General features: G+C 48.9%; 17 protein-coding genes. 10 read left to right on the top strand and 7 right to left on the bottom strand.

Annotated elements, in window-relative coordinates; all coding sequences use genetic code 11:
* Positions 1-389 precede the first annotated feature (389 nt).
* Together HY879_21645 and HY879_21640 are read right to left on the bottom strand one after the other, a co-directional pair.
* A complete protein-coding gene (locus tag HY879_21645) occupies positions 390-686 on the bottom strand; it encodes a HigA family addiction module antidote protein (GenBank protein MBI5605947.1) in 297 nt (98 codons plus the stop codon).
* Between the two features lie 13 nt (positions 687-699).
* Entirely contained in the window at positions 700-981 is a 282-nt protein-coding gene (locus HY879_21640) for a type II toxin-antitoxin system RelE/ParE family toxin (GenBank protein ID MBI5605946.1), read from the bottom strand.
* 261 nt (positions 982-1242) lie between these two features.
* On the opposite strand from HY879_21640, the gene HY879_21635 reads away from it, so the two are divergent.
* From HY879_21635 to fosX, 3 genes are read left to right on the top strand one after another with little or no spacing between them, the layout of a single operon-like run.
* Positions 1243-2436, top strand: a complete 1194-nt coding sequence (locus tag HY879_21635; GenBank protein MBI5605945.1) for an MFS transporter — start codon at positions 1243-1245, stop codon at positions 2434-2436.
* A gap of 50 nt (positions 2437-2486) precedes the next feature.
* Positions 2487-2927 carry a GNAT family N-acetyltransferase gene (locus HY879_21630; protein MBI5605944.1) on the top strand — a complete coding sequence of 147 codons (441 nt, stop codon included), beginning with the start codon at positions 2487-2489 and terminating at the stop codon, positions 2925-2927.
* Positions 2928-2946: 19 nt separating this feature from the next.
* Positions 2947-3381: a FosX/FosE/FosI family fosfomycin resistance thiol transferase gene (gene fosX / locus HY879_21625; protein MBI5605943.1), complete on the top strand. Its 435-nt coding sequence runs from the start codon at positions 2947-2949 to the stop codon at positions 3379-3381.
* 37 nt (positions 3382-3418) lie between these two features.
* On the opposite strand, the gene HY879_21620 is transcribed toward fosX, so the two are convergent.
* The 5 genes from HY879_21620 to HY879_21600 all read right to left on the bottom strand — a co-directional run bounded on the left by HY879_21620 (position 3419) and on the right by HY879_21600 (position 7265).
* On the bottom strand, positions 3419-3628 hold the full coding sequence (locus HY879_21620) for a hypothetical protein (protein ID MBI5605942.1): 210 nt from the start codon (positions 3626-3628) through the stop codon (positions 3419-3421).
* A 256-nt stretch (positions 3629-3884) separates the two neighbouring features.
* Positions 3885-4373, bottom strand: a complete 489-nt coding sequence (locus HY879_21615) for a pyridoxamine 5'-phosphate oxidase family protein (GenBank protein ID MBI5605941.1) — start codon at positions 4371-4373, stop codon at positions 3885-3887.
* 43 nt (positions 4374-4416) lie between these two features.
* Positions 4417-5040 carry a hypothetical protein gene (locus HY879_21610; protein ID MBI5605940.1) on the bottom strand — a complete coding sequence of 208 codons (624 nt, stop codon included), beginning with the start codon at positions 5038-5040 and terminating at the stop codon, positions 4417-4419.
* A 199-nt stretch (positions 5041-5239) separates the two neighbouring features.
* Positions 5240-6535, bottom strand: a complete 1296-nt coding sequence (locus tag HY879_21605) for an AarF/ABC1/UbiB kinase family protein (protein ID MBI5605939.1) — start codon at positions 6533-6535, stop codon at positions 5240-5242.
* Positions 6483-7265: a TetR family transcriptional regulator gene (locus HY879_21600; protein MBI5605938.1), complete on the bottom strand. Its 783-nt coding sequence runs from the start codon at positions 7263-7265 to the stop codon at positions 6483-6485. Before HY879_21600 ends, HY879_21605 begins: the two co-directional genes overlap by 53 nt.
* 464 nt (positions 7266-7729) lie before the next feature.
* Here HY879_21600 and HY879_21595 point away from each other — a divergent pair, with 464 nt between their 5' ends.
* The 7 genes from HY879_21595 (at position 7730) to HY879_21565 (ending at position 15959) form a co-directional block, all read left to right on the top strand.
* Positions 7730-9448, top strand: a complete 1719-nt coding sequence (locus HY879_21595) for a transposase (protein MBI5605937.1) — start codon at positions 7730-7732, stop codon at positions 9446-9448.
* Between the two features lie 240 nt (positions 9449-9688).
* Positions 9689-10993: an ATP-binding protein gene (locus HY879_21590; GenBank protein MBI5605936.1), complete on the top strand. Its 1305-nt coding sequence runs from the start codon at positions 9689-9691 to the stop codon at positions 10991-10993.
* Between the two features lie 84 nt (positions 10994-11077).
* Complete coding sequence (locus HY879_21585; GenBank protein MBI5605935.1) at positions 11078-11719, top strand: DUF1847 domain-containing protein; 642 nt, start codon at positions 11078-11080, stop codon at positions 11717-11719.
* A 194-nt stretch (positions 11720-11913) separates the two neighbouring features.
* On the top strand, positions 11914-12327 hold the full coding sequence (locus HY879_21580; GenBank protein ID MBI5605934.1) for a hypothetical protein: 414 nt from the start codon (positions 11914-11916) through the stop codon (positions 12325-12327).
* A gap of 200 nt (positions 12328-12527) precedes the next feature.
* On the top strand, positions 12528-14951 hold the full coding sequence (secA2, locus tag HY879_21575; protein MBI5605933.1) for an accessory Sec system translocase SecA2: 2424 nt from the start codon (positions 12528-12530) through the stop codon (positions 14949-14951).
* A 253-nt stretch (positions 14952-15204) separates the two neighbouring features.
* A complete protein-coding gene (locus HY879_21570) occupies positions 15205-15741 on the top strand; it encodes a DUF2975 domain-containing protein (GenBank protein ID MBI5605932.1) in 537 nt (178 codons plus the stop codon).
* Between the two features lie 8 nt (positions 15742-15749).
* Positions 15750-15959, top strand: coding sequence for a helix-turn-helix transcriptional regulator (locus tag HY879_21565; protein ID MBI5605931.1), 210 nt, complete (start codon positions 15750-15752; stop codon positions 15957-15959).
* Positions 15960-16011 lie beyond the last annotated feature (52 nt).

Genomic DNA, 16011 nt, shown 5'->3' with positions numbered 1-16011 from the left:
TCGAGACAATTGATTAACTCGAAATGTTTTTTGTAAAATAAAATATGGCGGTAATTTCTGAAGCTTGGTTTTAGCCGAAACCTGGGAACCTCTAAAAATAGGCCATTTCGAATCATATTTTTTTGAAAACCGCCATAATTAATTTGACACGATTATTGAATAATTTGTTTACGAATAAAGGGAAAAGCCAGACTAAATGAACGGTGAACGAGACGTTCGTGCAGAACGTGCTTTGTTATTAACGGCAGATTTTCCCGGCGCAATTCACTGCCCGGCTAACCTGGGGATGGCCTTTCCTTATCCTTACCTGATTGACATTGAATTTTAAAGCACGTTCTGGATTACTGTATTGGCATTTGGAGTTGCTATCTGGCGATGTAAGGCGGTAATCAGGCATGCGCGAGGGCCTGTATACCAGCAAGGCGTTTGCCGATACTCGCCCTTGCAATCTTTAAATCGTAAGATGCTTGAAGATTGAGCCAATATTGTGGTGACTGATTGAATGCACGACCAAACAGCAACGCCAGTTCTGCTGTCACCGGACGATCACCTTTGACAACATGAGAAATACGCATAGGCGATACCCCGATGGTGCGCGCGAACTCAGCTTGAGATAGCCCCATTTCTCTCAAAATTTCTACCAGGAATTCTCCCGGATGCATTGCGGGCAAACCATTCTTAACCATGTTTGTGTCTCCTTTAGTGATAATCAACGATTTCCACTTCATAAGCATCACCATTTTCAAAGCGAAAACAAACGCGCCACTGGTCGTTAATGCGAATGCTCCATTGACCCATGCGGTCACGAGCCAACGCTTCCAGTCTGTTGGAAGAGGGGATACGTAGATCGTCGAGGCAGACGGCCCCATCCAACTGGGTCAAGCGCATTGCTGCGCGTTTCAGTATTTCCGACGGCAAGCGGCGTGATTTCCCGGTGGCAAAGAAGTGTTCCGTTTCGGAAGAGGCAAAAGTTTGAATCACGGGGCTACTATAAACATATTGTTTATGAATGTCAAGGATAAATGTCCCTTGGACGGCTTGAAATATTTTCTTTTTTGAGGTACTAATAACTGCGGCGTTCAGGGGTCTGAGGGATACTTAATGCTGGAATTAGGATTTTGGACGCGGATGAACGCAGATTTCCAGGATTTTGAATAAAAAATAGTTATCTGCGTGTATCGGCGAAAATCTGCGTCCTAATTTATTGAATTTTATGAATGCTTCTAACTTGGGACTTGAGACTTGAAACTTGATTTTCGTGTTAAATGGATCTTTTTCTTCCTATGCTGGCTGGGGATGGTCCTTTATTTCACCCAGCGCTGGATCTTCGGACCGGTCATCCCGGCCTTGATGAAAGAGTTTCAGATCACCAAAACCGCAGTGGGAACGATCGGCTCGGCCTCCATCATGGGGTATATGCTCTCGCCCATCCTGGCCGGGTGGCTGTCGGACCGCTTCGGCCGAAAACGAGCTATCCTGTTTGGGATCTTCGGCTTTTCAACCATGACGGTTCTTTGCGGGCTGGCTCAGAACCCCAATCAGTTATTCCTGGCCCGTTTTTTCACCGGTGTGACAGAGCCCTTTTTTTTCATCCCCCTGTTGGCCTTTACCCTGGAGCTTTTCCCGGAGCGCCCCGGATTTTTTCTGACCCTTATGTCCTCCGGGTCGTCCCTGGGCTGGTTTGTCGGCCCGGCCCTGGCCGGTTGGCTTTTAAATGCTTCCGGCAATTGGCGAAGCCCCTTCTGGCTGGCCGGAATAATCGGATTGGCCCTGGGTGGATTGCTTTTTCAGTTCTGGCCCAGGTTGGAGATTCAAAAACCCTCAGGCCCCTATTTCAAAAGGGAATTCTTCAAATCAGGCCGTATCCTGATGCTGATCTTATTGGGTCTGGTGGCCGCCTTCCAGATCTCGGCCGAATTCGGGTTTACCATGTGGTATCCGGCCTACCTGGAATTGGAAGTTGGGCTGACCACGGCCGTGGCCGGGGTCATGGCCGGTTTTTACGGCCTGGGTCAATTTATCGGACGGCCTGTCCTGGGCTGGATATCCGACAGGGTGGGCTATCATAAGGTGGGAACGATCAGTGGCCTGGCCCTGACCCTTTTTTTCATCCTGGCCCTGGCCGTAAAACATCCGACCTCCCAGGGTCTGTTTACCCTTCTGGCCGGCTTTATCGGCTCAGGGGTCATGGGCGCCCTGTGGACCTCAACCGGCTTGATCTTTTCCGATTTTAAAGGACTGGCCCTTGGTCTGATCACCACCCTGGGTTATGCCCTGGCCACCCTGGCCCCGGTCCTGATCGGCTATATCGCCGACCATCACTCGGTCGGCCTGGGACTGTGGGCTGTGTGCGTCCCCGCTGCCTTCCTCGCTGCTATGGCCTTTCTGGCTTCCGGTTTACTCAGGTCTTCATCGGAAAAGATCGCCCGAAAATGAATCCACAAATTGGATGGAGGATATTCAATGAGATATTTTAGGAGAAAAGGATGGCGGTTGAAATAAGGGCTGATAGAGACAACTTTTGTATAGATGATATAGAACACATGCTATCCAAAGTATTTTGGAGTCCCGGAATAACCAAAAATGAGATCTTGAAAGGGATAAAAAATTCCGCACTGGTCGTCGGGGCCTATATGGAAACCGGTCAGCAGATTGGTTTCCTGAGGGTGGTGTCCGATAAGGTGCGGTTTGCTTATCTCATGGATGTGGTGGTCCATGAAAACTACCGCCGCCAAGGGATAGGCCAGAAGATGGTCAGGTTTGCCCTTTCCCATCCGGAACTGAAAGACGTCTATCAATGGCTTCTCGGCACACTGGATGCCCATGGGGTTTACAAAAAATTGGGCTTCGAGCCCTTAACAAATCCGGAGAAATGGATGTCCCTCATGAAACCCAGGCCGGATAGACCCACCTTTGCCGGCGGATAAAGGCCTCTGGCGGTCGGCGATGCCTATTGAAGGAATCAGCCATATTACCCTCATCGTTCAAGACCTTGAACGGACGGCAAACCTGTTCAAGTCGGTATTGGGCGCTGAAGAGGTCTACTCCAGTGGGGAACAAACGTTTTCTTTGTCTAAGGAAAAATTTTTCTTTTGTGCGGGGGTATGGCTGGCCATCATGGAAGGCCGCCCCCTTTCCGAGCGGAGCTACAACCATATTGCTTTCAAAATCCCGGAAAGTGAATTTGAGGAATATAAAAGACGTCTGGAAGAGGCCGGCGTTGAGTTCCGGGAGGGGCGGCCGCGGGTCCAAGGGGAAGGGCGATCGCTATATTTCTATGATTACGACAACCACCTGTTTGAATTGCACACGGGCACCCTTCAAGAGCGGCTTCAGGCCTACGGACATTGCATCGGTTTCTGTAAGATCAAGCAAGAGTAAGGGCGATCTGAAATAATTCGATCATGAGCGCATTTTTTTAAACCAGGCCTGTTGCTCCACCAATCCGGAGGTGGAGCTTAGGTTTAAAATGAAGGCGGCAGGACTCAAAGGCTCCGGATAAATTTTGCAGGGATCGGGCCGTGGAAATCTTTCTCAATTCCTGGCGGCGAAGATGTTCCAATCTGGGGCCGATTTCCTTCCAACTTTCAATCCAGGCGGTGGTCTTTTTTACATCTCCTTTTCTCATGATGCTCCCATTTTAATCTTTATTATCACTACAGCATGTTTTTTTTGTCATTCCCGATTGTCTTTATCGGGAATCCAGGTTTTTTAGGAAAATGAGAAAATCAAAGTCCCTGGATTCCGGCTAAAAGCATGCCGGAATGACGGTTAAAGAAACGCATCGATATAAAAACCAGTGTGGTTTTATTTTATACAATTTTTAAAGGTTTGGCAATTTACCCTTTTCCCTGTGTCCGGCCCGAGTGGAAGACCTCCATCTGCTACCAAAGCCCCTGGGTCATGGCCCCGCAGTGAACCGGTTCGAATCCGTCAAAAGAGAGATCCCGTACGGTTTTCATGTTCTGCCACAGCATCTGGTAGCCTTTAAGCCGACGGAAGGGTTTCAGCTTTCGATGAAATAATTCCATTTCGATTGCGGTAGCCTGGCGCCGGTCACCGACGGTACCGAGGAGGCGGACAGCCGGCGCCTTGCCGAACCGGCCCTGCCAGAGGGATCGGTACCAGAATAATCGGCTGCTGTTGACGGCCAGCACACAAACCCGCGGGTTATGTTTTACATTTCTGGACAGGGTATAAGAAAACTCGTCAAAGAAAAAACCGCTGGGCGCCTCCCGCAATATCAAAGACCCGATAGGGGTCAGATGAGGTGTGCCGTCATCATTAATGGTGGCGATGGCGGAATGCAGGGAGGTGCTCAAGGCGTCCCCGAAAGTCCTTCGTATGGCCGGCCAATGAGGGGTGATATCCATATTTTTTCCTCCGATCCGATGATTTTTTTCAAAAGATCAAGCTTTATCGATAGGCAGGCTTGCGGTATACCTGCTCATAGGCACGGCAAAAGGGGCAGAATCGGCGTTCCAGCCTGACCAGTTGGAAGGCAACCCCTTTGCCTTTTTTACGGCCGTAGCGGCAGATGGGACAGGTGTCCTTGCAAAATTTAGCCCTGGACAAGATTCGGGGATCCACCCGTCTCTCCGGTTCGTTGTCTATAATTCTTTTTGCCTGCCAGGTACCGATCGCATAAGACAGGCCCATTCCAAGGCAAACCAGCGAAGTCCAGATCTTGACCCCGTTCAGGGATTCCGGCCGAAAAAGGGCGGCCGGGACCAGGACCAGGCCGCGGGCCAGGTAGATGCCCGAAATGATGACCAGGGCCGGTTTGAGGAGGGGAAAGGGGGATATGACCCCGGCCCCGGAAAAGGCATAACCGGCCCAGAGAAAGAGGATAAGGGTCATGCCAACGGCCAATATCGCCGGCACAGGCGAGCCAGCGGCGGCCATGGCGGATAATCGTTCGCCGGCCCCGAAAAAACGATACCATTCGGCGCCGCCGATGATAATGGCAATGTGCAGAAAAGCAGCCAGGAGGCTCAACCACGCTCCTAAGAGCAAGGGATAATTGGGCTGACGTTTCATTTTTTCCTCCTTAGTCCGATAATTAAGTTGCAAGAAGCAAGTCTCAAGTTGCAAGGGTAAAAACCTTGAGCCCTGTCCGGGAGGTTCACTTTGAGCTTTGAGCTTTCATCTTTGAACTTTTTTCCGCAGATCGACGCAGGTTACCAAGATTTTGAATAGAAAGAATAGTGATCTGCGGGTATCGGCGAAAATCTGCGTCCTAATTTAATTCATAGGCATTCCGGATCCGTACCCGGGCGCCCATTTGTTCGAACAAACGGAAAAGACCGTATCGGGTCCGATCCAGGAAAAGAAAATCCGGGTTCATCTCTATATGGCGGCGCAATTTAAACATTTCGTTGGAAAGTGCCCGGCCCTCGCGGATAAAGTTTCCGTTGGCTTTGAAATCAAAAACCTCTTCCCGGTACAACCGGCCAAACCATTCTCCAAAGCGCTGCATAACCTGAAACAACTGTTCCTGGACCTCCGGTTCGATACCGGGGCGAATCAGTCTCAGTTTCCGAAACAAATGGAAATGGGCTTCCTGGTCCTGTTTTAGGATTGCCCCGGGAAGTTGCCGATAATGATGAACAAAATCCGGGCTGAGCCGTTTGACACAGCCGAAATCGACCAGCCCGACGGTCAAATCCCGGTTGATGATAAAATTGCCCGGATTGGGATCGGCATGGAAACAATTAAGGTTATACAGGCTCGTTATAAACAAGTCGTACAACCGCTGGGCCACGGTATCCCGGGCCTCCCGGCCGGGGTTTGACCTCAGCCATATATGGAGCGGCCTTCCGGATATAAAGGTTGTGCTCAAGACGTTGGCGGAGGTTTTATCTTTTCTGACCTCCGGAATTTGCAAGTGGTCCATTTTTAGGTGCCTGCGGAAAAAAAGGATATGGCGGGCTTCCTGTTGGTAGTCGACCTCTTCCAGAAGCCGTCCTTCAATTTCCTGTAAGGCCGGACCGATCAGGTCGTACTCGGCCAGGGGCCGGGTCAGGTTTCTGATCAATTGAATATCGCTGGTGATGGTGCTCCGAATGCCGGGATATTGCACCTTGACCGCCAATGGGGTGCCGTGGCGGTCCGTGGCCCGGTGGACCTGTCCCAGGCTGGCCGCAGCAAAGGCCTGGGGTTCGAAGGTATGAAAAACCTTTTCCGGCGCTTGGCCAAAGGCATTTTGGATGGCTTTCCGTACCAGGGCCTGATTCATGGCCGGCACCTGGTTATAAGATTTTTCCAGTTCTTTCCGCACCGCGGCAGGGAAAATGTCCAGTTCCAGACTCAACAGTTGGGCGATCTTTATGGCCGTGCCTTTCAGTACGCTCAAACCTTGAAATACAATCCTGGCGCTTTCGCGTTCCAGATCGGCCCTGGCCTCTTCCCTGCCGGTTGCGGATAAAAACGGTTTTTGGGCGACGTACTTTAATAATTTGCCGCCCACCTGGACCGCGGTTTTACTTCCGGCGAGGCTTCTTCGCCATTTCCCCTGGGGTATTTCGTTTTTCATCGGTTTCATCCATAAAGGCGCGTTTCATTTTATGCAGGGTGTCGACCTGCTGACGGAAAAAATCAAATCGGGTCAAAACATGTTGTTTGAATAAAAACTGGGCGATATCAAAGATTTTATTCACGATGCCGGCCTTAAGAAAGCTGGTGGCCAGACTGAGACTTTTGTCGATCAACAGGCTGGTATCATTGAACTGGTCGGATTTGTCGTTTAACCAATAGAGAATGACGCCGATATAATAATCCCAAACAAATTGTACCAGTATTTCCTGAAAGACCTGCTCCGGTATTTCTCCCTTTTCCACGGCGGCCTCGAACAGGGCGTTGACGGTATCGAAAAAAATGGCCCGAATGGCCTGCAGTTGTTTAACCTGTTGGATTAAGGAAAAGAAAATCGTCTTAAAGCTCTCCTGGACAAACTCCCGGTCCGGCAAAAAAAGCTCCAGGTTTGTTTCCAGGAAGGTTTGCAGTTGCTCCTGGAGGGTGAATTTATTAAAGCCCCGGATGGATTTAAGCCGCATCGCACAAGTCTGAAGCTGTTGCTCATAATAGGCAAAGAGAATCGATTCCTTGGTCGGAAAATAGTTATAGATCGTCGCTTCCCCGATGTCAGCCCCCTTGGCGATGGCCCGCATCGTGGTATCCTTAAGGCCCTTTTCAGTGATGATTTCCACGGCGATCTTGATTATCTTGAGCCGGGTTTCCATTTTTTTCTCGTTGCTGATCTTCATCGTTGCCACCTTTTAATATTTTTAACTTCATATTAAATCCATATTTGTTAAGTTTAATATATAGCAATTTTATTTAAATGCAAGCTTTTTTTCTTTGCCCTTAAATTTTTTTCATTTTTCCTTAAACAGCGATTTTCGCAGACGCCCGTTTTTTCTTTTATAGCCAGATTTTATGGCGCGCATCTTTAAAAAGTTAAATGATTTAAATATGTTAACATTGGCATCGGTTTTTCGCTGCCAGTCAATCTTATATAAGGTGACGATTATAAGTTGGAATATAATAGATTAAATCTCATACACCCAGCAATATTCATTTTTAAAACGTTATTATTAAGGCCAATAATTCAGTAATGACAAGTAAAATTATCAATTGTGGCCAGCGTATGAAAATAAATTCAAGCCGGGGGATCTATTTTAATAAAATAGTACTTGACATTTTAATCGTCATATTATATAAGATCGCCATGCGGGATGCGGCCTTCTTCACCAACCCTGTCCATGACTGGCAACGGCGCTATGAAGCCTTACGAGCTTCCTTTGTCGATCGCCTTCCCGCCGCTATAGTCGGGGAACGATTCGGGTACACCCCAGGATATATTCATCTCCTTCGTCACCAGTTTATGACCGGCCTGATAGACTTCTCCGAACCCGTTCCGGAAGGAACGGCGGCCCGTTATCGCGTTACCAATGAAATCCGTCAAAAGATCCGTACCTGGAGGCAGGGTCATCTTTCCGCCGGAGAGATCTCTCAATTGCTTTCCGAGGAAGGGACAGAGATCTCGGTCCGAACCGTGGAGCGCGTCTTGGCTGAAGAAGGGTTTCCTAAGCTTCCCCGGCGGACTCGCCTTAAGATCGGCCTGACCGTTAAAGGAGCGGCTGTACCCCTTAAATCGGAGGGTATTTCCATCAGAAACTTGGATGGGTCCAGTTATGAATGTGCCTCGGCTGGGGTCTTCCTTTTTGCCCCCTTTATCGAAAAATTTAATCTGCCGGAATTGATTCGGGCCGCAGGATTGCCGGGAACCAAAATCATTCCGGCCACAAGCTACTTTTTGTCCTTCCTGGCGCTGAAGCTCTTGGGTACTGAACGATACGCTCATATCGGTGATCATGCCTTCGATCCCGGCCTGGGTCTGTTGGCTGGGCTTAATGTCCTGCCCAAATGTACGGCCATGTCGACCTATTCTTATTCCCTGGACGCGGTCCATTTGCTGAACCTTCAGAAAGGGTTTGTGAAAAAGGCCGTTGCCCTGGGCCTGTACGATGGCAACATCATTAACCTCGACTTCCATACCATCCCCCATTATGGGGAAGAATCGGTTCTTCAGGAACATTGGGCGGGGGCCAGAGGGAAAAGGATGAAGGGGGCCTTGACTTTGGTGGCCCAAGATGCCTCCTCCAAGCTGATCCTGTACACGGCGGCCGATATTCAATGGGAGGAGGCCAGCGATCAGGTTCTGGACTTTCTGGCCTTCTGGAAAAAGATGAGAAGAGGCGTTTCTTCCACCTTGATCTTTGATTCCAAATTCACGACCTACCAACATCTTTCGCAGTTGAATGAGCAAGGAGTTAAGTTTATTACCCTTAGACGAAGGGGGAAAAAACTGATTGAGAATCTGGATAAGCTCAAACCCTGGGACAAGATCCATATCCCCCACGACAAACGGAAATACCCCAACCCTTTGGTTCATCAATCGGAGATTACCCTGGGGGATTACGAAGGAACCCTTCGACAGGTTATCATCAGGGGAAATGGCCGGGAAGAGCCGGCCTTCCTCATCTCCAATGATTTCAGTTCCCCGGTGGAGCGCCTGGTGGGAGATTATGCCAGAAGGTGGCGGGTCGAAAATGTGATTTCCGAAGCGGTTAAATTCTTCCATCTCAATGCCCTGTCGTCTCCTATTCTGGTCAAGGTCCACTTTGATGTTCTTATGACCATGATGGCTGATACCCTCTATAGTATGCTGGCACAAAAACTTAGAGGATTCGAACAATGTGATGCCCCAACAATTTATCGCCATTTCGTAAAAGGCAAAGGTACGGTTCGAATCAAAGGCGAGGAAATCCTGGTTACTTATCCACGACAAGCTCATAATCCTATTTTGCGTAATGTTCCTTGGCCCCGTCTTCCTCAGACCCTCTCCTGGCTCGATGGCGCCAAGTTAAATCTCGAGTTTAAATAATGACCTCAAAATCTTATATTGAAATGACGGTTAAGGCTCTGCGAAAATCGCTGTTAAAGGAACGAAATCGTACCCTTCCAGGATGTCCTTTTATCGCCTTTCCCAGCTTTCCATTCCTGTAGCCGACGAGAGAAAGGATTTAGTCGAGTCCGGGAAAAGGCTTGACAATATATTTAAAACTGGATATATTTATTACCGGTTAATGGCTTAATCGGTAATAAATATATCCAGGATTATTCAATGAAAGAGACGATCAAGTCCATCATCCTTGACTTCCAGGAGGTTCATCAACAGACTGGAGTCCCCCGACGCTTACGTATCGAAGCGGTGCCGGGAAAGGCTGCTGTCTGCATCGGTGTGCGCCGAGGCGGTAAGTCCACCTACCTGTTTCAAGTCATCCAGCGGCTTCTGGAGAGTGGAGTTTCGGTAAAAAATATTTTATACCTTAATTTCTTCGACGACCGTCTCCATAACCTTCGAGAGGACAATCTCGGGTTGATCAGCGAAGCCTACTTTTCGATTTATCCGGAGAAGAAAAATACCGAGACGGTTTATTGTTTTTTCGACGAAATCCAGGCTATTCCCGGCTGGGAGCCTTTCATGGACCGGCTCATGCGGACCGAGAAATGTCAGGTCTATCTCACGGGATCATCGTCGCAGATGCTTTCAAAGGAAATTGCCACTCAAATGCGCGGGCGGGCGTTGTCATGGGAGATGTTTCCCTTCTCGTTCAGAGAATTTCTGGATTACAAGGGTATCGAAAGCGTAGGTCCCCTATCGACTAAGAAGCGTCTCCTCATCCAGAGGGCCTTTGAAGAATACTGGGAAACCGGGGGCTTCCCCGAGGTTGCCGGCCTTAGCCGAATCTTAAGAATCAAGATCCATCAGGAATATTTTCACACCATAATGTTCAGGGACTTGATCGAGCGTCACGACATCTCCCATCCCAAGGCGGTGTCCGATCTCGCCCATTGGCTTGTGGACAGCACGGCCTCCATGTATTCTATCAATAGACTGACAGGATACCTGAAATCGTTGGGTCACAAGGCCCCCAAGTCGGCAGTGGCGGATTACCTGGAATGGTTTGAAGACGCCTATTTCCTCTTTACGGTGCGGCTATTCGACGCATCGCTAATGCGCAGTAACACTAATCCGAAAAAAATTTATTGCATTGATCACGCCCTGGTCAGTTCAGTGTCGTCTGGGATTCTGGTTAATTCCGGACATCTCCTGGAGAATCTCACCTTCACGGCCCTGCGTCGTCTTTATCCGGAGATCTTCTATTACAGAACGAAGATCGGCAAGGAGGTCGATTTCATCGTTTCGGGACAGAACCGCAAGCCGATGTTGTTCCAGGTGTGCGAGTCTCTGACCGGACCGCAGACCAGGAAGCGGGAGGTTGCGGCTCTGAGCGAAGCGATGGCCGAACTAAATCTCAAGACCGGAACCATTGTGACCCGGAACGATGTCGAACGGATTGATGGGGCCATTGAGGTGGTCCCCATATGGCGTTTTCTGCTTGATCTTCCGGAATTGACGGAGTAACTGCAATTAGCCACGGACCCACTCAGACGCACACGGACGATAAAAAATATTCATTAAATTCGATAAAATACCAGGAGGTCTCCTATGGAAAAGCCTGCTCCACAATGCGTAAAATGTACCGTCCTTCGATGCGGTGCTGAAGATAAGGACAAAAAAGTGCCGCCGTCCTGCCCGACGGAAAAATACCCGGGCCTGATCCGGGAGGTGACGGAGAAATACCGGCTGCCCGAGAACGAAGCGGTGAACAAGGGTTGGCAGGGTTTGATGGATAAGGTGCGCAACCCGGAAAGACCGAGAGAGATGTTTTCCTGGACCAGGGTGGATGAAATTATGGAATATGCCCGGATAAGGGGCATGAATAGAATTGGAATCGCCACCTGTTATGCCCTGATGCGCGAATCGAGATTTTTGTCCGACGTTCTCGAAAACAATAGATTCGAGGTGGTCTCCGTATCCTGTCTCTGCGGGGAGGTGCATCCCAAAGAGGTGGGCATGCCGGGCAATATTTTATGCAATCCCATCCTGCAGGCCGAGGTGCTCAACCGGGAGAAAACCGAGCTGAATATCATGGTCGGCCTCTGCCTGGGACACGACATCCTGTTTTTACGCAACTGTAAAGCGGAGACCACCCCCCTGGTGGTCAAGGACCGGGCCTTGGGCCATAACCCGGTAGCCGCCCTCTACCTCAGTCAGGGGTTTTTCAAGGACCGGTTTATCAGGAAATGAGATGTAAAATTTGAACCGAATAAATTGATAGGATTCAAAAATTGATGGTCTCGTAAAAAGTCGTCATTCCCGCGTAGGCGGGAATCCAGGTCATGAGTAACTAATTAAAATCACTGGATTCCCGTTTTCACGGGAATGACGCAAATGTACGCTTCAGGACTTTTTACGAAAGCATCAAATATCGATAGGCCGATATGAATACCGGACAAAAGAACCATTCATTCCTGAAGCTTTTTTGTATTGCGATTACCTGGGTATTCTTGCTGCAAGGCGGCAATGGCCTATGCTCTTTAACCAAACAATTCCATAATCCCAGCGCTGCCCAGATTGAGCTTGTTGTTCAAAAGCCATTAGGCGGCCATCTCAAAAATCCTAACCATCTTTTTTCGTTAAAACCAAACAAGGGTTTATTTTTCGGCCATTTAGAGATCCTTGATAAACACAGTGCCCGGCCTTTCATTGAATCATTTCGCTTCCTGGAGCAGTCGACGGACGATCAGCCAGTCCATACACCCACCCACCACCTACTGTCAATTCTTAAGAAAAAAAACCGTTGTCATCAATCCTCGGATAACGACCCTCTCCCTCACGAATTCTCCCTGTCATAGCTGATTATTACGATAAAACAGTTTTAAGTTGCAAGATGCAAGTTTCAAGCGTGAAAAACCTTGAACCCTGTACCTTGAACCTTGACCTTATTTTCATACTCCGTGGCACCCCACCCCCACACCTGCCCTCCTCCATCGGATGGGGAAGGTGTGGGAGGGAGGCAAGACGAAAGGGTGCCCGCTGCCCAGAGGAGAATGCCATGCTAACTAAACGCATAACGACATTGTTAGAAAGACTTTGCCAACGTCTTAACGGACAAACCATTGAAAATGATATGAGTCATTATAATCAGATACTTAATGAAATTAATCCATGTTGGAAAACTTTTCATGAGAAAACCGACATTCAACTGAAAGATATTTCCGGTCAATTGTCTTTTCGTGCCCGCCAGGAAGGCTCCTTGGACGATCTTTTGATAGAGGCCTTTGCCCTGGTGGCTGAAGTTGTCCGGCGCGTATTGGGGCTAAGGCCGTTTGATGTGCAACTCATCGGGGGCATTGTTCTTCATCAAGGAAAGCTGGCCGAGATGCAAACCGGGGAGGGCAAGACATTAACGGCCGTTTTCCCCGCCTTCCTCAATGCCCTTACGGGGAAAGGGGTTCATGTCCTGACCTTTAACGATTATCTGGCCCGCCGTGATGCCCGGTGGATGGGTCCGATTTATCATTTCCTGGGGCTTTCCGTGGGCCACGTCCAGGAAGGGATGAGTCCTGGTGAACGGCAAAAGGCCTATGTCTCGGATGTGACCTACCTCACGGCCAAAGAAGCAGGATTTGATTTTTTGCGGGACAGCCTTTGCTATAAGCCGGAAGAGTGTGTGCAACGACCATTCAACTTTGCCATTATCGATGAAGCCGATTCCATCTTGATCGACGAAGCCCGCATTCCCCTGATTATTGCCGGGGCTTCAGAGGAATTCATCCCAGAACCCTGTCGCCTGACGGATATTGCCCGAAGATTAACCCTCGGGGTTGATGTGGAATTCCATGACTCGGAGCGAAATATCTACTTGACCGATTCGGGGGTGGAACGTGTGGAAAAGCTCTTGGCATGCGGGGATCTTTATGCTTCTGAGAATACCGACCTCCTGCCCCAATTGAATTGTGCCCTTCATGCGGAATTACTGTTGCATCGGGACGTCGATTACATTGTTCGAAATGGAAAAATTGAGTTGGTGGATGAGTTCACCGGTCGCGTTGCCGATAAACGGCGCTGGCCGGACGGACTTCAGGCGGCCTTGGAGGCTAAAGAAAACGTCCCGACGCGGACCCACGGCCAGGTTCTCAATTCCATAACCCTACAGCACTTTTTACAATTATATCCTAAAATCTGCGGCATGACCGCTACGGCCCGGTCAGCCGAAGAAGAGTTTCGACAATTTTATAATCTCAGTATCGTTTCGATACCTCCCCATAGGCCTTGCATAAGAATCGACCATAAAGACCTTGTCTTCAGGACCAGAACGGAAAAACAGACTGCCCTAATCGCTGAGATCGTCAATGTCCATTGGACCCGGCGTCCCGTACTGGCAGGCACGCGAAGCGTAGCTGAATCGGCCGAGCTTGCCCAGGCCTTACAGGAACAGGGCATCAGGTGCGCGGTGCTCAATGCCAAAAACGATGAATACGAAGCCGGCATTATCGCCCGGGCCGGCAGGCTTGGGGCTGTAACCATATCGACGAATATGGCCGGACGGGGGACGGATATCCGGTTGGGTGAAGATGATGAAGTAGAAAAAGAGCAAGTCCTGGCCTTAGGCGGATTATATGTGATAGGAACAAACCGCCATGAAAGCCAAAGAATCGACATGCAGCTTCGCGGCCGGGCCGGGCGGCAGGGGGACCCCGGCTCTTCCCGCTTTTTTATCAGTCTGGAAGATGATTTGTTTGTCCGATATCGATTTAAGGACCTCCTCCCCTCTGGCATCTTAAGGGATCATCAACAGGGAGAAATTGAAAAAAAAGTTCTCCGGAGAGAAATAGACCGCATGCAGCGCATTATCGAAGGACAGAATCTGGAAATCAAAAAGACGCTTTTTAAATATTCGGACACCATCGAACAGCAACGCCGGATTATGTTTGATAAACGGTGTGAATTTCTGAATGACCATTTTGCATTGGAATTATTTATTTCGAGTTCGCCGGAGAAACGGCATGAATACCGATTACTGATTGACGACAACCACTTGAACCGCATGAGTCAAAAGATCCTGCTGCACTGCCTTGATGCCTCTTGGTCTCAGTACCTTGCCGATATGACTGAAATCCGGGAGGGCATCCACTTGCAACGGCTTGGCGGGCTGGAACCCTTTTTCGAATTTCAAAAATTGGCCGTTATCAGATTCAGTGATCTATTAAGAGCGGTGGAAATTAAAGCCGTTGAAATATTTAACACCATGAGAGTCACCGGAAAAAAAATTGCGCCTGCGGGACAGGCCCTGAAAAGGCCTTCGGCCACCTGGACGTACCTGATTAATGACGATCCCTTTGAAAATCTTCCCGGTCTGAAATTGATCAGGAATATCGGATTTTCAAGCGGGGCGGGCCTTATCTACAATTGGCCGTTTTTACTGCTGTATCTGTTGGTCGGGAAATTTAAAAAAACCAAGCCGGATAAAGAGTGATGGATTGGTAAAAAGCTTTTGGACGCCACATAGCGGCGCTGTATCAAGGAATAACTTATCCAAAAAAGGTTAAGTTATTTGGAAGTCCGCAAAAAGAGCCCATTTTCGTCATTCCCATGGGAACGGGAATCAAGTGTTTATTAATATTTACTGTAAAACAATAAAAAAATAACAATAAACGATATTTTTTTATTGACAAAAAATGGGCGTACCGGTAAATTGTCTTTCATTCCAGCAGAGGAGGAATTGGATTATGGAAAACACGCAACGGATCACAAAGGTCAGCCGCAACCTGAGGCGAATCTGCACGGGACTGATTTACGGACTGCCAATAGCCTGTGCCCTGTTCTGGATTTTCTTTAACCGGCTCTATGCCCTGATGCCGATGATACCTCTGCCGGTTCATGTCAAATCCGATCTAACTGCACTGACTCGTCTCCTGGCCTTTCTAGTTGATCTGATCCCTTTGGGTATCGTCATTTACGGCCTGCAAAAGCTCAGAAGCTTGTTTGGGCTTTATGAAAACCAATTGATATTCACAAAGCAAAACGTGGACTGTTTCCGCAGCCTGGGTCGGATTTTGATTTTCTGGGTCATCGGCGATGTAGTCAGAAACTCCCTGTTGACTGTCGTCCTGACACTGAACAACCCACCGGGCCAAAGAATGATCTCCTTCGGACTTTATTCTGCCGACTTCACCGGTATCTTCGTGGGCCTTGTCATACTGGTCATTTCCTGGGTAATGGACGAAGGCCGCAAGATTCAAGAAGATCAGGCTTTGATTATTTAAGGGGGGATATGGCCATCATCATTAACCTGGACGTCATGCTCGCCAAACGGAAAGTCAGATCGAAAGAGCTGGCCGAGTTTATTGGGATCACCGATCAGAATCTGTCGCTCATCAAAACGGGGAAGGTAAAAGGCATTCGTCTGTCTACCCTGAATGCCATTTGCAAGTACCTGGATTGCCAGCCGGGGGATATTCTGGAGTACCGGCCCGATCCTTAATGAGGGGTGCTCCCATTTTGTTGATGAGTTTTATTAAAATCAAGATCTCAAC

The organism is Deltaproteobacteria bacterium (assembly GCA_016219225.1).
Classification (GTDB): Bacteria; Desulfobacterota; RBG-13-43-22; order RBG-13-43-22; family RBG-13-43-22; genus RBG-13-43-22.
The sequence above is the reverse complement of the archived record's forward strand: the minus strand, read 5'-3'. Positions and strand labels throughout refer to the sequence as shown.